Origin of the sequence: Marinoscillum sp. MHG1-6 (genome assembly GCF_024714475.1) — a bacterium.
Taxonomy (GTDB): domain Bacteria; phylum Bacteroidota; class Bacteroidia; order Cytophagales; family Cyclobacteriaceae; genus JAMZMI01.
The window spans coordinates 737,725-757,784 of the sequence record NZ_JAMZMI010000001.1 but is presented as its reverse complement, the minus strand read 5'-3'; the positions used below and the strand labels follow the sequence as shown (position 1 = coordinate 757,784).

At 41.5% G+C, this 20,060-nt stretch carries 17 protein-coding genes; 7 read left to right on the top strand and 10 right to left on the bottom strand.

What is annotated here, in order from left to right:
- The first annotated feature begins 9 nt into the window (after positions 1 to 9).
- Genes NXR94_RS03310 through NXR94_RS03300 form a run of 3 tightly spaced genes read left to right on the top strand, consistent with a single transcriptional unit; the run spans position 10 to position 8,436 of the window.
- Positions 10 to 4,047, top strand: a complete 4,038-nt coding sequence (locus NXR94_RS03310) for a CHAT domain-containing protein (protein WP_258103149.1) — start codon at positions 10 to 12, stop codon at positions 4,045 to 4,047.
- Positions 4,048 to 4,058: 11 nt separating this feature from the next.
- On the top strand, positions 4,059 to 6,194 hold the full coding sequence (locus NXR94_RS03305) for an OmpA family protein (protein ID WP_258103148.1): 2,136 nt from the start codon (positions 4,059 to 4,061) through the stop codon (positions 6,192 to 6,194).
- A gap of 13 nt (positions 6,195 to 6,207) precedes the next feature.
- Positions 6,208 to 8,436, top strand: a complete 2,229-nt coding sequence (locus tag NXR94_RS03300) for a hypothetical protein (RefSeq protein WP_258103147.1) — start codon at positions 6,208 to 6,210, stop codon at positions 8,434 to 8,436.
- Here NXR94_RS03300 and NXR94_RS03295 read toward each other — a convergent pair.
- Genes NXR94_RS03295 through NXR94_RS03285 form a run of 3 tightly spaced genes read right to left on the bottom strand, consistent with a single transcriptional unit; the run spans position 8,433 to position 10,133 of the window.
- A complete protein-coding gene (locus NXR94_RS03295; RefSeq protein ID WP_308706255.1) occupies positions 8,433 to 9,194 on the bottom strand; it encodes a pseudouridine synthase in 762 nt (253 codons plus the stop codon). The genes NXR94_RS03300 and NXR94_RS03295 overlap by 4 nt on opposite strands.
- A complete protein-coding gene (scpB, locus tag NXR94_RS03290; RefSeq protein WP_258103146.1) occupies positions 9,194 to 9,754 on the bottom strand; it encodes an SMC-Scp complex subunit ScpB in 561 nt (186 codons plus the stop codon). Before scpB ends, NXR94_RS03295 begins: the two co-directional genes overlap by 1 nt.
- A 4-nt stretch (positions 9,755 to 9,758) precedes the next feature.
- On the bottom strand, positions 9,759 to 10,133 hold the full coding sequence (locus NXR94_RS03285) for a TraR/DksA C4-type zinc finger protein (protein WP_258103145.1): 375 nt from the start codon (positions 10,131 to 10,133) through the stop codon (positions 9,759 to 9,761).
- Between the two features lie 229 nt (positions 10,134 to 10,362).
- Here NXR94_RS03285 and NXR94_RS03280 point away from each other — a divergent pair, with 229 nt between their 5' ends.
- Positions 10,363 to 11,337 carry a DUF4403 family protein gene (locus tag NXR94_RS03280; RefSeq protein WP_258103144.1) on the top strand — a complete coding sequence of 325 codons (975 nt, stop codon included), beginning with the start codon at positions 10,363 to 10,365 and terminating at the stop codon, positions 11,335 to 11,337.
- A 17-nt stretch (positions 11,338 to 11,354) separates the two neighbouring features.
- Complete coding sequence (locus NXR94_RS03275) at positions 11,355 to 11,771, top strand: DUF4403 family protein (RefSeq protein ID WP_258103143.1); 417 nt, start codon at positions 11,355 to 11,357, stop codon at positions 11,769 to 11,771.
- On the opposite strand, the gene NXR94_RS03270 is transcribed toward NXR94_RS03275, so the two are convergent.
- Positions 11,768 to 12,529 carry a hypothetical protein gene (locus NXR94_RS03270; protein ID WP_258103142.1) on the bottom strand — a complete coding sequence of 254 codons (762 nt, stop codon included), beginning with the start codon at positions 12,527 to 12,529 and terminating at the stop codon, positions 11,768 to 11,770. The genes NXR94_RS03275 and NXR94_RS03270 overlap by 4 nt on opposite strands.
- Before the next feature lie 674 nt (positions 12,530 to 13,203).
- Between NXR94_RS03270 and NXR94_RS03265 the strand changes: the two genes are divergently transcribed.
- The gene (locus tag NXR94_RS03265; RefSeq protein ID WP_258103141.1) at positions 13,204 to 15,822 is read left to right on the top strand and encodes a WG repeat-containing protein; all 2,619 of its coding nucleotides are present in this window, start codon (positions 13,204 to 13,206) and stop codon (positions 15,820 to 15,822) included.
- 22 nt (positions 15,823 to 15,844) lie between these two features.
- Positions 15,845 to 16,090, top strand: a complete 246-nt coding sequence (locus NXR94_RS03260) for a hypothetical protein (RefSeq protein WP_258103140.1) — start codon at positions 15,845 to 15,847, stop codon at positions 16,088 to 16,090.
- On the opposite strand, the gene coaE is transcribed toward NXR94_RS03260, so the two are convergent.
- The 6 genes from coaE to nusB form a co-directional block, all read right to left on the bottom strand.
- Complete coding sequence (gene coaE, locus NXR94_RS03255; RefSeq protein WP_258103139.1) at positions 16,076 to 16,687, bottom strand: dephospho-CoA kinase; 612 nt, start codon at positions 16,685 to 16,687, stop codon at positions 16,076 to 16,078. The two genes, NXR94_RS03260 and coaE, sit on opposite strands and share 15 nt — an antisense overlap.
- On the bottom strand, positions 16,674 to 17,606 hold the full coding sequence (locus NXR94_RS03250) for a hypothetical protein (protein ID WP_258103138.1): 933 nt from the start codon (positions 17,604 to 17,606) through the stop codon (positions 16,674 to 16,676). Before NXR94_RS03250 ends, coaE begins: the two co-directional genes overlap by 14 nt.
- Before the next feature lie 12 nt (positions 17,607 to 17,618).
- A complete protein-coding gene (gene yajC / locus NXR94_RS03245; protein ID WP_258103137.1) occupies positions 17,619 to 17,936 on the bottom strand; it encodes a preprotein translocase subunit YajC in 318 nt (105 codons plus the stop codon).
- Between the two features lie 19 nt (positions 17,937 to 17,955).
- Complete coding sequence (locus tag NXR94_RS03240) at positions 17,956 to 18,474, bottom strand: DUF1573 domain-containing protein (RefSeq protein ID WP_258103136.1); 519 nt, start codon at positions 18,472 to 18,474, stop codon at positions 17,956 to 17,958.
- A 97-nt stretch (positions 18,475 to 18,571) separates the two neighbouring features.
- Entirely contained in the window at positions 18,572 to 18,871 is a 300-nt protein-coding gene (locus NXR94_RS03235; RefSeq protein WP_258103135.1) for a YtxH domain-containing protein, read from the bottom strand.
- Positions 18,872 to 18,882: 11 nt separating this feature from the next.
- Positions 18,883 to 20,058 carry a transcription antitermination factor NusB gene (gene nusB, locus NXR94_RS03230; RefSeq protein ID WP_258103134.1) on the bottom strand — a complete coding sequence of 392 codons (1,176 nt, stop codon included), beginning with the start codon at positions 20,056 to 20,058 and terminating at the stop codon, positions 18,883 to 18,885.
- Positions 20,059 to 20,060 lie beyond the last annotated feature (2 nt).

Sequence of the window (20,060 nt, the reverse complement as noted above, 5' to 3'; positions counted from 1 at the left end):
ACCAACCAATTGAAGAGACTAGTTTGTGGCTTGCTATTTAGCATAGTCACCTTTACCGCCGTATCACAAGACTGGGCTGTGGCCTATCAGAATGCTGTTGACCTTTATAATAACTATGATTCTGAACAGGCCTTAGTCGAGGCAAACCGCTCGCTGGAACTGTACAAAGCAGCCGTGCCTGCAGATGACAAGAACCTAGGAGCCATTCTAAGGCAACTTTCCATCATTTATTACGATCTGGATCAGCCCGATGATGCACTGGATTATGCCAAACACGAAGTAGATCTCCTTCAAACCCTCAACCTCAATACTAATATCAACTATGCCAATGCATTACACAATCTGGCGGTAATTAGAATGGCAAGAAGCGAATACGGAGCCGCCGAGCCACTGATTAGAGCCTCCCTGGTGATTACAAAATCATTTTATTCCTTAGACACCTATGAGGTAGCCATCGCACAGGGAAACCTGGCCGTAGTGCTCTTCCAACTCAAAAAGGATGATGAGGCACTTGAGCTTTTTGAAACAGCATTGAATGTACTGGACAATCTCGAAGAAGTTGGAGCCGATTATTATCTGATCGCTTATAACTGTGCTTCCTTGCTTCTGGACCGATCTCGGTTTGCCGGTGCACTGGGCTATTTTCAAATCATTGAAGACTATTACAACTACAATACACCGAACCTGGAATATGGCAGCATTCTCATCAAGGTGGGGGATGTACTGGATGAATTAGGTAGGTATGAGCAGTCTGCTATAAAATATCAGCTGGCAGTCGACAACTTCTCGCAAATGAATGCCCAAAACTCTGAAGAATATACGATAGCACTCAACAACCTCACGATTGCTCTTCAAAAGACCGGGAAATTTAACCAGGCAAGGTCTCTGGTAACAGAACTGCTGGATCAAAAGAAAGCAAAGAAAAATGAAGCCCCGGCCTCATATGCCTCAACCCTTGCTAATTACGCCAACTTATTGATCAGAGACGGTAACAATTCAGGCGCTGAGAAAGCCTTGCTCGAAGCGATGGAAATCTATGAAGTTTACTCGCTCGATCAGGACCTGACTTATACCAACATACTGGAGAGCCTGAGTAGCATTAATCTGGCGAACGGAAACTTTGAATCTGCTAACAGCTATGTAGACGAAGCCATCACATTAGTAGAATCACGTGATTATCAAAGTAGAACTTATGCCCTGAACAATCTTAAATCGAAAATACTGGCACGTCAGGGTAAATATAAAACTTCCAGACAGCTAGCCTCCAAATCACTTGAGCAATCAATCACCCGTTTCGGAAGCAACGCAATACAGACCGCCTCGGTCAAAGCCTCACTGGCAACGATTGTATCACAATTGGGTGATTTCAGTTATGCTGAGAATCTTTACCTGGAAGTCTTACCCCTATTTAAGACAACCTATGGTGAATCTCATCCGGAAACTGCCAAAATCATGACCAATTATAGTTCCTTGCTCCAACTAAAGGGTAATTACTACCAAGCAGAATCCTATTTGAAGCAAGCTTTGAACATCAAAAGAAATGCTTTCGGTGAGAACAATCCTGACTATTTGATTACCTATGAAAATCTCGCCATACTTTATCAAAATACAGCGAGGTATACCGCCGCCCTTGAGATCCTGGAAAAAATTCTCTCTATAAAAGAAAATAGCTCTGGAGCTCATGACCCTTCATTGGCATTCACCTACATGAACCTGGGAAATGCAAAAAAACAAATGGCTGACTACCTCACCGCAGAAAAGTACCTCCGAAAAGCCCGCGAAATCTATGGTGCTACTGTAGGTACTGAACATTTGTTTTATACCTCATCACTTGACGCTCTGGCTTTACTCTACCAAAAAATGGGTAATACAGCATCAGCCAAACCACTTTTCAGGCAGGCATTGACTATTTATGAAAAGCACTTAGGTAAGCAAACACTGGATTACGCGACCACCTTAGAAAATCTGGCCACTACTTATCAAATGGAAGACAATCCAACAGAAGCCAAGAAATTACTGGAGGAGGTTTTGGTCATAGATCAACAAATTTTGGGAACCGAGCATCCACTATATTCTAAAACTTTACATAACCTGGCCGCCATATATGAGCAAAATAATGAATACGCTCAGGCCGAATCTCTTTACCTAAAGGCGTTGGCTATTGACGAAAAAGTGTTTGGACAAGAACATCCATCGTATGCCTCTACCCTGTACAATCTTGCGGTACTGGAACAAGAGCTGGAAAAATACGAAGAGGCCACGCTGAATTTTCAACGAGTATTGCGCATCCGAAAAAACATCCTTGGAGAAAATCATCCGGATTATGTCTATTCGCTTTACGGTCTGGCCCATATTTATCATCGTACGGGAAATTTTGAAGCCGCCAAAGCCCCATTTACATCCATCATAGAGAATTACCTGCAGCAGATCAAAAAATATTTTCCTGCCCTAAGTGAAAGTGAGAAAAGTGCGTTTTATGGTAAAATTCGCCCCGTGCTCGAATCTTATATGGATTACGCTGTAGAGTTCATTTTGCTCGAAAAGGGTACCCCTCAGGATCGAAGCCAAATGATCGGAAGTCTTTACAACCTTCAATTAGCAACTAAAGCACTTCTATTGAACGCATCAAATAAGGTGCGAAATAGAATCAATAGCAGTGGTAATCAGGAATTAGTCGACCTTTTTAACGGCTGGATTGCTCTAAAAGAAAACATCGTCAAGGCTTATTCAATGTCCAGGGAAGAATTAGTCAAAGCCGGTATTGACATCAGTCAAATGGAAAGAGTGGCCAATGATAAGGAAAAGGAGCTCTCCATGAAATCTTCAGTATTTGCAGCGGAATTCGAGCAGGCCGTCGTGGAATGGCAAGATGTTCAGGCTCGACTGCTTGATGATGAGAGCGCGATAGAAATTATTCGGATCAAGAAAAAAATGAAAGTTGATTCTGTTCTGTATGTTTCATTAATACTGAACGGTGCAATCGGAAGTACTCCTCAAATCATGGTGAATGCTAATGGGGTTGATCTTGAAGGCAAGAATTTTAAGTTGTATAAAAATTCGGTGATCTATAAAGTTCAGGATACAAAATCATATGCTGCCTATTGGGAAATGGTGGCCCGTTCGATCGGCAAAAACACCAGCGAAATTTACCTATCCGCTGACGGCGTTTTCAACAAGGTGAACATTACTACACTTTACGATCCTGATCAAAAGGAATATGTGTTGGATAAGTATAAGATCAGGCTATTGAGTAATACCCGTGAGCTAGCAGAGCCCACGGGAGCGGAAAATAGTAACAACATGGCACTTCTTTTTGGCTATCCAAAGTACAACCTGACTGCTGCCGAACAAGCCAAAACAGCTTCTTTGATTACGGATGAAGAGACGCGATATAGTTTTGGAGAAAATGTTTCCGAACTACCCGGAACCCTTGAGGAAATCAATAACATAGAATCCATTCTAGCCGGTAACCAGTGGACCTATCAAAAATACTTACAGGCATTGGCCAGTGAAGACCAGATCAAACAGCTCCAAAGTCCCAAAATATTACACGTCGCAACTCATGGCTTTTTCTTATCAGACATTCAATCCAACAATGATGACGCTGGCCTCGACAGCAGAAGTACTCGCTACAATCCATTGATGCGATCAGGGCTATTGCTAGCCGGGGCTGAAAATACTATAAGAAATGAGAGCTTCGAAGGAAAAGAAGATGGAATTCTAACCGCCTATGAAGCAATGAACCTCAACCTTGATAATACCGATCTGGTGATTATGTCCGCCTGTGAGACCGGCCTTGGAGAGGTGAAAAATGGTGAAGGGGTCTATGGGCTTCAAAGGGCCTTCATTGTCGCTGGAGCAAGTAATTTAATTATGAGTCTGTGGAAAGTTAATGATGCTACCACGCAATTACTAATGACTCAATTTTACAAAAACTGGTTTAAGGGACAGTCAAGGTTAGATGCCTTTAACAATGCCATACTTGAAGTAAAAAATGAATTTAAAGAGCCTTATTACTGGGGTGCCTTTGTGATCCTGGGTAAATAATATTTTAAATAATGACAAGACCGCTTCTATTATTATCATTTCTATTGTTAACCGGCATGGGTGCCCTTGCACAGGTTCCCGACACCTTGCGCACGTTTGCCGATACTATCAGGTACTTCAAGTCCACCGCTAAACCGATCGAAGAGTTGAACTCTCCTGCCATCGAATATGCTCCTTCTATTTCGGCTGACGGAAAAACCATGATTATCGAATCAAATAAAACCGGGCGATATGAATTGTACGACTCTAAACTGGTGAATGGAACCTGGACTGATCCGGTTTCCATTGACGCCATTAACAATTATGGAGACTCATCGGACCTTATCGCCGGCCCAAGTATCTCTTTTGATGGCAACACCCTCTATTTCTTCGCTTCGTTTCTTGATGGGCTAGGTAGCGAGGATATTTATTATTCTGAGAGAACAAAGGATGGATGGTCCGCTCCAAAAAATATTGGCGCCCCTATTAATTCCAGGGGATATGAAGGCTTCCCGTCAATATCATCTGATGGAAACACGATGTATTTCGTAAGGCAAAATTATGTTGGACCCTCAAATGATGAGTTGGCTAAAGAATGGGCAAACAAGGCATGCTTTAGCATTTACGTCTCGAGAAAGCAAAAGAACGGAACCTGGGGAGAACCCGAACCGCTTCCATACCCTATCAATGTTGATTGTGAGAAAGCACCCAGAATCATGGCCGATAATCGCACCCTCATTTTCGCTTCGAATCGTCCGGGCGGATTTGGTGACTATGACCTGTACCAATCCAGATTAAATGATGTCGGAGACTGGACCGCACCTGTATCTATGGAATATGTGAACACACCCAGCTCCGATCAATTCTCGAGTATCACGGCCCAGGGAGACATACTATATTATGTCTACGACTCGAAGGACATCTATTCAGTAGAAATCCCGCACAAGTACCGGCAATTTAAAAATGTGATCATTCAGGGTTACATCAAAGATGGTGAGACTGGCGAGGGAGTGGGCACCGAGCTGATTGTCTCGGATGCATATACCTCCGGAGAGCTGATGAGAATAAGGAATAATCCGGAAGACGGCAGATACACTGTTGTCCTGGCAGTGGGTAGTAATTATAATCTGGAGATCAAAACTGAGGGATATACTTCAAAGTCCTTCTTCTATGACTTAAGTGAAGAAGACGAGTATAAAGAAATAGATCAGGATATTACCCTCTACAAAAGCGCTAAGCTTAACCTGAACATTTATGATAGTGATCTTTTTGAACCTGTGATGGCCAATATTAAGGTTAAAGAATTAAATGGATCAGCGCCCATGATTGACATTGAAAACACTGAGTCCGGACGCATTACCCTGGATCTCCCTCTTGGGAAAAAATATGAGGTCACCATAGATAAGCCAAACTTTGACGCCAAGCAATTCATGTTAGACGTTTCAGGGCTGGTCGTATACCCGGATTTTATTAGGGACATTGATATGGTTCCTCATAAGAGAAGAGTAAAGCTAAATGTTGCAGACCTGGTCAATAACAGTAAAGTGCGCTCCAGAGTAAGGATCCGTAATAGAAATCGCGATGAAGTCATCGAGGTGAATGGCAATGAAACGGTCGCTCTTCGGGTAGGAGATCGGTATGAAATTGAAGCCACTAGCGATCAGGGATATGCCTTCAAGACTGCCGTCATAGACGTTGTTCCCGAAGGTCAGGAACAGATTATTGATCCTAACAGTACTGAGAACATTATAGCCATCTTCGCCTCTGAAGATGGGGAAGCGGTTATGCCGGACATTGACATGAAGCTCCAACCACTTCTAACTGGCACTAACTTGACATTGAAGGATATCCTTTTTGAATCCAATTCGGATCAGCTAAATGAAATCTCATTTGTCGAACTCGAACGGGTAGTCGAACTCATGAAACACAATGACGGTCTGAAGGTAGAAATTGCTGCCTACACCGACGATATAGGGTCGGCTGAATACAATGCCTCATTATCTGATCGAAGGGCTCAGAGCGTGGCAAGGTACCTTAAAGAGAATAAAATTTCCGATGACCGATTCGTCTCTCGAGGGTATGGCGAAAGCCAACCCATTTTTCCGAATGACTCCGAAGAAAACAGGGCGAAAAACAGAAGAGTCGTTCTGAAAATATTAGCCATCTAAGCCTGCCTATACCATGAAAAGATTAACAATATATTTTACGCTCCTGGCTATCGCAACTTGTTCTTATGGGCAAAAAGTCAAATACGAAGTTGATCTAAACAGGATATTGACCCTTCCGGTTGGAAACTCTGTTTCTGAACTCAGTCAATGGAAGAAAATTGAACCTGAAAACCCTAGTATCGCCTTTCAGCTCGGTGTTTTGTACAAAAAAAGGTATGAGTCAGCCGACCCATTGATGAATGCTAAATTCAAATACGGAAATGCTGAGTTGGCCATGGCTTCTTTGAAACGTGCAGAGCTTCTGGTTGATGAAAAGGAAGTTAAAAGAAATGAAGAATGCTACTTCAATTTCGGTCGTTACAATGAAAAAGGTAAGCTTGAAGTTTCCTTTGACACCGTGACGGCTTTCATCAAAAGCTCTCAAACTGAGTTATCCAGTTACCTGAGAGCAGCTAAATTTATTCAGGAAGAATTTCAACTGAGTTTTCACCATTATGATCTTGCTCATAAAATCTATTTGCAGATTTTAGGTGAGTACCCAACATTCAAGGAGCTCTATCTGCTATACGACGAAAATGTTAACCTACAATTTGAAAAATTAAGCCGGGAGTATTTATCCTTTTTGGAGCACTGGAAAACATACAAGGCAGCCGAAGATACGTTTGATATTGGTTATGATCAGAAAATTCAGATCAGTGAAATTCAAACCTATCGACTTGACGGACTACAATCTGAAATCAACTTTCTTAAAAACGACATTGAAGTATGGGACTATGCCAAATGGGTAAATGAAACAAGGGAAAGGATCAATACTGAAATCGGTGCCTTAAGAAAGAGTTTGATTACTGAAGATATCAGACTAAAAAAGGAATTAGCAAATGCCCCCTCCGATTTTAGGAAGGATGAGTTTCAGACATTAATAGTGGCTAAGGAGGTGCTGTTTAACCTTCGCAGATATGATCTAAACTCGCTAGTAGAGCCGCTACTAATTTATAAGGAAAAGCAGCATGACCTGATCAGACAAAAACTGCTTTCTGCCAGCCTTGATTCTGCAGGCACGGATGAAGATCGCGATAGAAAACTGTATTTGTATGGACAAACCCTAAACAAAATCATTTTGGCAGACAGAACATTGGTACAGGCTGCAGAAAGAAATGATACAACTGGATACAAGAAGTACCAACGATTTGTTGACGAGCAATACAATGGCGCTGATGGTATCAGTGCGTTTGTGAAAGCAGAGCGACGTCAAAACGCTAATGATGCCAGAGGAGTTGGAACAAAAATTAAGAATGAATTATATGAGCAACTTTCTTCAGACCTCACATCTGAAACCATAGTCTATCGAGGCAAATCTTTCCAATTAAGTGCAGCTAATCCTGTTGAAGATGGTTTGGTTTCTGCAGCCCCAATCACTACACATCAGCTTCGGACTTTCGATGGTGCATATGTAATTGGGGGCATCTTCAGGAATGAAAAAGAAAATAAGACGCAAGCCTTTGTTTGTGCTCTGACTCCCAATAAGCGTATGGCATGGTACAATGAATACCTCCTCAAAAATGAAAGTTCAGGGGAATTTGATTCTCATACCAGACTCGCTGCTCTGGAGTTTGTGCCCGGAGGAGTAGCCCTGATCCTAAATGCCTCTTCTAATGACGGACTCAAAACCAGCAACCAATTAATTATGTTGGATGAAAAAGGTGATCAGGTACTCACGAAGAATCTGGCGATTGATCAATATCCTCGAACGATGAGCTTCATTGAAACCAGTCATACCTTGTTTGTTACTTTCAAAGGACATGAATTTTCTGAATCTATCTCCCAGGAATCTGATATAACTACGGCTTCTTATAATCTTCTGGGAGAGCTTCAATGGCAAAAGAAAACGAGCTATAAGGGAGACATTGTATCCGTTGTCATTGCTGACAATACAAGAATAATTATCGGAGACTTCAACGAAATCAGAGATTTGGATGATCGAACCATTACTGCAGGCCCCAATCAAAGCGGAATTTACGCACTGAAACTTGATACAAATGGAGACATCATTGGCCTGAAAACGGTTACAAATAATGCTTCCCTATCCGGAAACATTATCTACAAAGTGAGCGATAACTGTATTAATATCTTTGGAACCAAAGGAGCTTATGTGAAGAATAAGGTACTCAACACTGATCCTGCAAGCGCTTTACATCTAATTTTGAATAGTGACCTGGATATACTGAGCAGCTCCCTGGACTAGGAGAGACGTTTTAGCTGGCCTATTTCTTTATCGGACAAATGCCTCCATTTGCCTCGTGGCAGGTTCTTTTTCGTGAGCGGACCAAACATCACACGGTCAAGCTTGACAACGTCGTAACCGAAGTGTTCAAATATTCTACGCACAATTCTATTCTTCCCAATATGAATTTCAATCCCGAGACTGGTATTATCCTCGTCAATGATGGCAAGTTCCCGCACATTTGCCAGACCATCCTCCAGTGGCACCCCCGCGAGTATAGCATCAAAATCATTATTGGTAATCGGCTTGTTGAGCGTGACCTGGTAAATTTTCTTGATCTGATGAGAAGGATGGGTCAGTTTCTTTGCCAGCTCACCATCATTAGTAAAAAGCAGGAGACCTGTGGTTTTTCTATCCAATCTCCCAACAGGAAAGATGCGCTCATCACAAGCATTCTTCACTAGTTGCATCACTGTCTTTCTCCCTTGTGGGTCTGACATGGTGGTAATAAAATCCGTAGGCTTGTTTAGCAATACATACTGAAGCGTTTCCGGGTTTAGTTGCTTACCCTGAAAAACAACTTTGTCAGTAGCATTTACTTTGAACCCAAGCTCGGTAATGACTTTACCATTTACCTTGATTTTACCCTCTGCAATTAGCTGGTCTGCTTCTCTTCGTGAACAAACGCCTGAATTGGCGATGTATTTATTAAGTCGCAACACTTCGGCAGAACCGGTATTGTCTTCCTTTTTATTCAAGGGCTTCTTCCCTCCTTTCATTACTCCTCCTGGTTACCGATGGTGTTTTCTTCGTGAACAAAATCTTTTGGTGTGGGCAGTTCCTTGATATCATTGATACCAAAGTAATCCATGAACTTTTGGTTAGTCCCGTACAACAGCGGTCGCCCTACTGCCTCCGATTTTCCTTTGATCTCTACCAACTCCTTTTCCAATAGCTTTTGAACCGCATAATCACAGTTTACCCCACGAATCATTTCAATCTCAGTCTTTGTGACCGGTTGCTTGTAAGCGATAATAGCAAGGGTTTCTAATGCAGAGTTGGACAGTCGCTTTTTGGATTGCTGCTTTAGCAGTATGCTAATGCTCGTTTGATAAGCTGGCTTGGTCAAAAATTGGTACCCACCACCGCTTTTCACCAAACCAAAGGAAAATTCATCTCCCGAATATTTTTGCTCTAAACGGTCGATGGCCCCATTAACATCCTCAACTGGTACATCTGCCTCGAACATTTCTTTAAGGCAGGCCACAATATCCTTGTCGGTAATGGGCTTGGGCGAACAAAATATCAACGCCTCAATATGGTTGACCAGATAATCCAAATAATTAGGACTTATTCAATTTGGCCTCTATTGAATGCATGGTATGGGGTACCGCTTTTAATCTTTCCTTACTGATGAGCTTTCCTGTATCAACACAAATGCCGTAAGTTCCATTTTTGATTCTAATTAAAGCATTCTCAAGGTTGTTAATAAATTTTTGCTGTCTACCGGCCAATTGACTCAATTGTTCCTTTTCTGCAGTATCTGCACCATCCTCAAGCGTTTTCACAGAACTAAATGTTGCTCCGCTATCCTCACTGCTTCTGGTTAGACCTTGTCTCAATGTATTTAGTTCAATGCGAGCTTTTTCAAGCTTTTGATTGATCAGTTGTTCGAATTCCTTCAATTCCTCATCTGAATATCTTGTCTTTTCTCCCATAGGTCCATTGTTTAGGTTTTAACCAAGTAATTTTTCGCTAAAGTAAAGAAGAAGCACTACAATTAAAACTGACTTTTCGCAGGTTAAACCTTAATTCAAAGACCTAACCCTTAGTAGGCTATACAACCACATTTTTATCAAAAAAGTGCTTTTAATTGAAACTAGTCTTAATGTACTCAGTTTATTATTCCCATCTAAGCAAGCCTGATTAGTTTTGAATTTCTGCACTATGAAAAATCCCAATCATCTATCAGCGCTAGGAGGACTGATTGCGCTCATCTGTATTTTGACCAGCTGTGGAGAGCGGTCCAGGAGGTTAAATGAAACGCAACCTATAGACGTTCCGCTATCTCATTTATCCTTTAATATTCACTTTCCAATTGATCAATTGGAGGCAGGAGTCAATGACATAATGAAAAAAACGCTCGTTGATGATGTTATCCCTACCAACAACAATGGAGACAAACTTTTTCTGAAAGTAGTGAAAAAGGGAGACCTTAAACTCTCCCTTCGCGACGGTCAGGCCCATGCTTCCCTCCCCTTATCGGTAGAAGTAGCCCTCAAAAAGAAAATGATGGGCATCACCTTCAGCAATCAGGACAGCCCGATATCCTTCACCGGTCACATAGAAACAATTAGCACTGCGAGTTTAGATGAATCCTGGGATTTTAGTCTGCATTGTCAGGATATGACCTTGATTTGGGATCAGGAACCAAGCTTCAACCTATTCGGAATTAATATTGATCTTACCCAGACCATGGAGAAGGCATTGGCACAAAATGAGGAAAAAATCCTCAGTCAATTATGCTCTTCGGTCAATGAATCCATTGACTTCAAAAAAGCGATGAACAAGATTTGGTTGGACATCCAAAACCCCATTAGGATTGCTCATAACCCGAAACTTCTGTGGCTTTACAGTAGGCCAAAAGCTCTTAATGCGGAACTCCTGCCTATGGAGAATGATACCTTATCCGTTCATGTCGAGTACAAATCCACAGTGCATATCACGACCACAAATGAAGTCACATGGCCCATTGAAGAATTACCACAACGTGGATCAACGATCAGCGATCGTTCGGCAATTATGGCTTATTTGGAAGCCAAAATGCCCTTCACCTTCGTGGAGGATATTCTTAAGGAGCAGTATTTGGGAAAAACCTTCGAGTATGAACAATACCACGCAACGGAAAAAATATTGCTGTAATTGGGGAAAAGGGTAAAATGAAAGTGTCCGTAGACGCCACCGGAGACCTTAATGGCACCATTATTATGACGGGAAGGCCCGTCTTAACAAAAACTGGCAAGCTCACCCTTGATCGGTTCTCCTTCGAGGTTGTTTCTGAAGATAAAATGACCTCCGCGGCAGATTGGATTACTCATAGCTTCATAGAGGCGTTTATCGTCAACAAAATCTTCATAGATGCATCAGATTTTTTGACGAAGGTGGACCACCTCGCCAATGAAGGGATTGCAAAATCAAATGTAGGAGACAAGCTCTCAACAAGCTTTGATTTCAGTGAAATTACCTCTTATGGACAGAACATTCAACAGGATACCTTACAATGGATATTTTATGTCGAGGGAAGTGGAGACCTCCTGCTCAAGAAAGACATCATACAAAAAAAGCGAGCCGACTAAAATTGCTCAAGACATTTGACTGAAACAGGTACAACCTCACGTTCCGAGGTCACCACACAGGTAATCGCATTATCCATTTTTTGGAACTCATACCCGTAAAGTATGTCAACTTCAGCCTGTGCCGCCGTCAGACTATAAGATCGGTTGACCTCTGATCTAACCGGTTGAAAAATGACTTTAGAAAATATCGATGTGGTATCCACGGGAATCATCCAGACATCCTCCCAAACCCCTGTACCGCATAGGATCGGAACCAATTCAACCGAAATTGAACAACCCAATGCCTCCAGGTCAGAGATATCAGGATTTATTTCTATCTCTTGTTGCTCAGATAAATTGATTACCGTGGAAGGGATCGGAGCTCCTGTCGCACTTTCTGAAAAAATCATATCCAATTGGATGTCTATGGTATCTCTCACCAAAGCATCACATTGGTCCTCCTGTCCATCATGAATCAGGTAAAGCTCAGCTAATCCGTCAGTAGAAACCTCTCCACTCCACCAAATAAGGAATAAATGATCTTTACAACCTCCCGAATAATCTACTATAACCTGCCATGTATCGGTATTTAGAGGAGAAATAGCTACGATCCGATAGTTATCAATCGCAAGCTCATCCGGTTTTTCAGCGGGATTGAGAATTGCAATCTGATAATCACCTTCAACTTCTTTACTGTCCACACCTGTATCCAGGCATGAGTATAATGGCAATAACAACAAGACCAAGGCGATAAAGTCAAATCGGGCCAAATGCTTCATATGTATTCATTAGACCCCCATTCAGTCAAATAAGTTGCATTTTATTTCGTATAGAAGGGAATCAGGTGAGGGGTGGGGATCAATTCGAAAACCTGTGGGGTGTATTGAAAAAATACAATAAGCCCTTTTTACCACCGAGAAAACAAAGGACACAGAGGAACTAATCTTATTGTAAATCTCTAATTCTCCTTTATTTGGACAAAATGCCATTTTTTATTCAAATAATGAAGGCTTTAAATCACCAAAAGACTTTTGACAACTCTGTCTCTGCTTTCTCAGTGATCTCCGGGAGGAGATATGGAGGAAATTCTCACCTCACAATGTGGCTATATGAAAAGAACAATCGACCCACAGAAATATTGCTTGATCCATGGGTGGCAGCAGTTACATGAAAAAGAACAAATAAAAAAGGGGTAACCTCTTACCCCTTTTTAAAATTCGATCCATTACTGGTTGGAATCGAACCTTTTGACCCGGCAGGAGCCGAGTCTATTCACCGCCTAATGTTCTACTATCTTCTATGTCTATGACTCAAAGATATGACAGTATCAGTCAGTGTATTAATGAATCCCTTCAAGCAGGAATTTTTTAATCTGAATGGGAATTTAAGAGTACTGATCCAAACATCAACAGGCATTTATTGTTTCCGGATTTGCTTATTTTGCCATCCAGCGATGAAACAGCGACAATCAACCAATAAGCTATACCTACTAATTACCCTATTTTTTGGGGTGTGCTTCTTCTCAAATGGACAAAACCTAAAAAAGGTCGAGAAGGAGTTATTAAAAGCTGATTTTGAAGATTTAAAACAGCAAATCGAAAAATCGATTGAAAAAGATTCCGGTCATTTTGCCAATTATTATTTCCTATCTCATTATTTCCTTGACACGACTCAAGGTCAATTCAGCCTGGACTCTGCAAGAGTAAATATTAACAAGGCTCTGACATTGGCCCCCAATGCCAACTCCGATCAAATGGATGTTTGGGGGAAAACTGAAATTTCTCTAAATGCTTTAGACACCCTTAAATCTCACATCGCATTGCTCGCATATCGTAAATACACCCGGCCGGCTTCAGTCTCTTCTCTGGATATTTTCTTGACCTACTATCCTGATTCTAAACAGTTTCCTGCTGCACTAAGAATGCGCGATAGCATCGCTTATGATGAAGCCACAGCAGCTGGAAACTGGCAGGCATTTAAGACTTTCATTGATCTCTATCCTGAATCTCATCTTTTCATGAAGGCGAAAGAAAATTATCACCTACTACTCTATCAGGACCAAACCAAATCAGGCGAATTGGAGAGCTATCTGGCATTTCTGAAGGAAAATCCGGAAACCCCTCATCGCGCAGAGGCGGAGGCAATTATTCTAAAGAAAATGACGCTGACCCATCGTCCCGAAGATTACATTGACTTTATCAATCGCTTTCCAAAATCCAGTATGAGAAAGCATGCGGCAGATATATTGTATTATCAGTACAAACTTGGGAAAATACCCAATATAAAGGATGTGCTGAATTTACATCCGGATAAGGACAGCCTTATTGCAATCAATAATCTGGAACAAAAACAATTAGTCCCGCTCTATTCAGATGGTCAGTATTCATTAATGGACGAAAAAGGGGAGGTTATTGAAGGACTATTATTTAAAGACATAAAATCCGATTATTACTGCGGAGGTATTCTGGATGAGTGGCTCGTGGTCAAGCCAAAGGAAAAGTGGGCATTGCTCAATCGGCAGGGGCTTCAATTGGCTGAAAATGTTTCATCGGTTACGAATATTGGTGAGGAATTAATGATAGTAGAGCAGCAAAACAAGAGGCTCCTTTACCATAAAACCGGAAATCTTGTGAGTAAGCTTGCTTTGGATGACGTTCGCATCGTTTTTGATGAATGGATCCTGTTCAAACAAGGTGAACTCTGGGGACTGATGTCCTTCAATGGTGAAGTGGTGCTTCCACCGCTCTATGCTGAGATTAGGGAAGATGGCTTTTTTTTAATACTGGAATCGGAAAATGAAAAGTATGGCATAACCAGCCTTTCACAGCTTCCTGAATTGTATCGCACCGGCCAACAAGTCCAAACCGATTTTGATGACTACGAAGTCATGGGTGACAGCCTGTGCATTGGATTCATTGGGAAAATTGAAACCCTAATGGACCGAAATATGAAAATGCTCATACGCCCGGGATGGCAACGTATTTTCATTAAACCAAACATGTGGTATATACAGCGGAATGACCTGTACTATGTATTTGATCAGGAGTTAGGGGAATTACGAAGGGAGGAACACAGCGGATTAATTACCAATTCCAATTTTATGGCCATCAAGGACAGCACAAAATGGAATGTCTACGGCCCGGGTAGTCAATTTGCCATTTCGGTTGACTCTATTGGTTTAATCAGTGAGAGTTTGGCCTTTTACCATTTGAATGGCAAGGATTATTTATTGTTCACCAATGGCCAAACATTCCAACTCCAATCAAACGATGAATTTCACCTGATCGGACCGGCAAATAGCGCTGGATTTGTAGTGATCACCAGTGGAAAATCCCAGGAGGTTCTGGATATGAAAGGAGAGCGAATGTTCATTGGTAGCAAATTCAATAAAATTGAATACCTCAACAACAATTATGTCATCGTGCGATATGGGAATAAATATGGCATCTATACTTTGGGAGAGGGCTATCTTATACGCCCGGGTTATGACCTTATTCAACGCTCCACAGATGGGTTAACCCACCTGTTAAAAAACAACCTCCTCGGATGCGTCAATACCTTTGATCGCACGATCATTCCACCGGTCTATGAGGCAAAACTCACTTTCTTTGGTGAACACTATTTTGTAACAAAAAATGGCCTAAAAGGTGTCGTCGATAAGGACAATAAGCCGGTCATACCTATTGAATATGATGAGATCAGACAATGGAATGATTCCTCTTATTGGGCACGAAAATGGGATTTTTGGTCGTTGATGACCTATGATGGCAGGGTCGTATTTGATAATGTATCTAGTCTAAGACCATGGCTGACAAATACAACAGGACAGTATTTTCTATTTCGGCAAGATGACGGTTATGGCATAATACATGCCACCAAAGGCATTCTGATTGACCCAAAATACAATGACATTGTCAACGTAGGTACAGAAGAGCATCCCGTCTATTTCACCGAACAGCATTTAAAAAAAGCAGATTTCTTCGTGGTAACATATTTTGACAGCAATGGTGAAACCTTAAAATCTCAAGCCTACAGGCCTCACGAATACGAAAATATCTATTGCGATCAGTAAGATTTGATGTAACTTGAGAGACATGAACAAGCATCGGTTTCAAAAGCTTACTTTCAAAGAAAAAGTCCAGTGGATTTATTTCAATGGGGAGTTTGTCACATCCATCCGATACTACAAATACAAGGTCAATCTTTACCTTCTTGACCGCCTTTACATTGAGCTATTTTATAATAATCTGGAGGATGCAGTCGAAAAAATAGAAGTTCTGGATGAACGTTCCAAAAGAATGAATTTCTATACTGACCAGATCAAATTACCTCGCCTGTAAAGCCAAAAGGGATTGATGGATAATCAAAACCTGCTCAATTAATGAAGTGCTCCCATCATTTTCTATGACGTACTGAGCCAGGGCTCTTTTTTCATCCTCGGGCATCTGATTTTTCATAATGGCCATCACATCCTCCTTTGTTCGGTTAACATCTCTCTTTAACGTCCGCTCCAACCTTATTGACTTCGGGGCGCTCACAAGGATTACGCAATCCTGTTTTTTATAGCTACCCGCCTCAAACATCAAAGCCGCCTCGCTAATTACATAGGGTATCCCTTGTTGACTACCAGCCCATTCATCATAATCCTTACCAACTGCAGGATGTACGACAGCATTTAATTCTTTAAGGAGCTCCGGGCTATGGAAAGCACTTTTAGCAATAAAGGCTCGGTCCAGTACCCCTTCATTATAGGCTTCCTCTCCAAATATTTTCACTACTGCAAGAATAATTGATGGTTCTTGCACCATAAGGGCTTTAGCACGCTCGTCGGCATAGTAAACGGGCACTCCCAGGGCCTTGAAAATCTTTGAAACCGTGGTTTTTCCAGCTCCAATTCCACCGGTGACACCAACTCTCAACACCTTATTGAGGGACATTTTTTACCTTGATGTAGTCCGGCAGGACCGTTACATTAAGAATGTCTTCCGGATAGTACATTAGCATGGCCATAACAGAGGAATCCTGCTTATTTAGAGTAGCCAAATCTGCTGTGACAGAAAAATCTTCTTCACTCACATCATCCATTTGGGAATTGCGGACATGGAAAAAGACATCTACCTGCATCGTTGATAGCTCCAGGGAACCATCTCCCGGAAAGTTCACCATTTCCACCGGAAGGGTGAGGCTAACTCTCTTGTACTCCTCCACATCGAATTGAACCTTCACTTCTGCCGGGTCACAAATGGCATTAGACCCTTTAGGTAGTATCACGCTGACTGATTTATCGAAGCTTCCATCAATTTCGCTGTACTCAGCCAAAGACAAATCAAAGAAAACCCTCAAGGTGTCTGTGAATGATTCCGGACCTGTTATTTCAAGCGTATCCGGGGTGATGGAAATTGGCGAGGTAATAAAATACCCCTTTTCCAGCGGAATCTTAAGCGAGTCAATAACGGCGATGGTTTTGCGGCGCTTCTTGGGCTCAATATTGATATGAAGCGTATCGGTAACCAGATAATTCACCTCCAATCCATCTAACTGACTGGAAACCAACGGAAACAAAGATGAGCCGGTAAAATAGCTGATCTCCGTCGGGTTTTCCAATTCAATTTGAATTGGACTGACATTAAACCATAAAGTGTTTTTGATAAGGTTCCATCCACCGCTGGAAACATCGATGGACACTTTGGAAGGCAGTTCTTCCATAATTACTACACTGTCCCGATCAAATTGAAATTCAATGGGGTAGTTAATTACGGCGTTGTAATCTTTATTAAGGGCATTAAAAAACCAAAAGGTAGTGGCCCCACCCAAGGAGAGGATCACTACCTTCCAATTGTTTAATAGCTTATACACTAAATATTGTCTTTATTTAGATTCCCCATATGCTCTCTTAGTTGAATCTAAGGAGATAGAACCCTTTTCAATGACGATCTTGCTCGCTTTATCTACCTCAAGCACCACGACATCCCCCTCAACGGAGGCCACCTTTCCATGGATACCTCCCATAGATACTACCTGATCTCCTTTTTTTATTCCTTCAATAAATTTCTTCTGATCTTTCTGCTTTTTTTGTTGAGGTCTGATAAAGAAGAAATAGAATATAGCAATCATACCCGCCAACATAATGAACTGGGTATATCCTCCGCCATCGGCTGCACCTTGCAGCAATAATGTTTTAATCATTTTATTCTGAATTATTTAATTACGAAGGGTTTTCCTCCGCTTTAACCACGTTTGCTTTGATTCTCAAACGAGAAATTTTTGGGTAAGTATTCGCAGTAATAGTAACTGTTTTGTTTTGAATGCCCGGCTTACCCTTACTATTGAATTTTACAGTCAGACTACCCTCTTCACCAATCCCAATTGGAGCTTTCGAATACTCAGGTACTGTACAACCACAAGAAGCTTTTGCTGATTCGATGATCAAAGGAGCCTCGCCTATATTCTTGAACTTGAATACGGTTTCTACGACATCTCCTTCTGTGATCGTTCCAAAATCATAATTCTCTTCAGAAAATTCAAACACTGGAAGCGGTCCTTCTGGCTTCACTTCCGGCTCAGTAGGGCTGGTGCTATTTGTCTTTGGCTCATTTTTCGCCAATTGCTGCTCAAGCTCTGCAATTCGGTCCTGAAGTTCTTTTTCCTTCTTAGCGTTTCCGCAGCTGATCAGCACAGCTGTCAAAATCACAAATGTTAATAGTTGAATAGTTTTATTAATCATATCGCACAATTTTTCAGAGATCCCGGCAAACTTAATAAATAAATCCCGCTAGGATGAAAGTTGATAATTTTGATACTAGAACTGAATATTGGCGGAATTAGTTGCTCTTGATTTGTGTGATCAATCCGTTCACATCATCCAATAGCTTTTCAGCTTTCACCTTCGCATCATTCACGATCTTCTCGCCCTCTGATTTAGCTTCGTTTTCCAGGCTATCACCATGTTCTACTAAATCTTCGAGCAGGTCCTCAAGCTGCTTCTTGTACTTATCCAATTTGAACGAAAGTCTGTCTCTTGTATTTGTTCCTTTGTCCGGCGCAAACAACACGCCCAGCACACCACCAATAGTGATTCCGAATAAAAATGCGAAAAAAGAACCTCCGGATTTACTGCTCATAATAGTCTCTTTTATTTGTTATCAATCAGACCCCTTCCACTTTTTCTGATTACACCTTCCGAAGTTAGCTCGTTTGCCAATACATCCAAAATCCCGTTAATAAATTGTTTACTCTTCGGGGTGGAGTAATTCTTCGAAATTTCAATGAACTCATTGATGGTGACCTTAACAGGAATACTGTGAAAGGTGATCATTTCTGTTAATGCCATACGTAAAATAATGCGGTCGGTTAACGCCACACGAGAGATATCCCAATTTCTGGTGTGATCAGCAATGATCTTGTCCAGTTCCTTCTCTCTCTTCACTGCCTGGCTAAAAAGCTTTTTAAAGAACTCAATATCCTCCTCCTCATTACGGCTGACTTGCTTCAATTCAAAAGGCTCCTCGAGTTCAGGCAAATAGTCCTGAAAAGTCTTCACCACCATGCTCCGTAAAATAGGATGATTCTCAACCCAGCGCAGATCAACAGATGTCAGGTAATCTCCGATCACTTCATTCTTGAAAATGATCTTCTTAAAAAGGTAAACGACCGCTTCCTGATGTTCTTCCGGAGTTGGGTTATCCTTCTTTTGATATTCTATCAAATACTCATCTTTCTGCAGGATGTCTTTGTACCAGCTTTTGATGGTATCATATTCATCCTGCCAGCTAATCTTCTGATCGATCAATGCCTTGTTAAATGATTCAAACTTCGTTAGTGAATCAATAACCGGATTGTTAATGAAGTGATATTTCCAATCAGACGCTTTTTGAATGTAGGCTCTTTCCTTTTTTCCCTTTTCCTGGTTTTCAATATGAGTAAACTCCAAAGCAAGTTGGATCAGCTTCAAATACATCCCTTCCAGGTCATCGACATCCTTGAGCATCTGCTGCTCTATAGTCTTCACTTCCTGAGTAAGAAACGTATAATATCTGTTGATGTGGGCCTGAACGTTCTCTGTTATTTCCGAATCCACCGATTCTGAAGCCTCAACCTTCTTTACATCCAGAAATTCAAAATAGAGCCTGGAGGCTGTCTTTCTACGAGCTGTAAACTGATCGGCATCCGTAAAGTCATCCTTCGCGGGATCAGGATAATAATGTGATTCCAATTCTTCATTGACCACATTTTTCAATGACTCCTGTGCCAAAAAATAGCTGTATAAAGCCTGCATGGCTTTGACACGTAGAATCCGACGATTAAGCATAC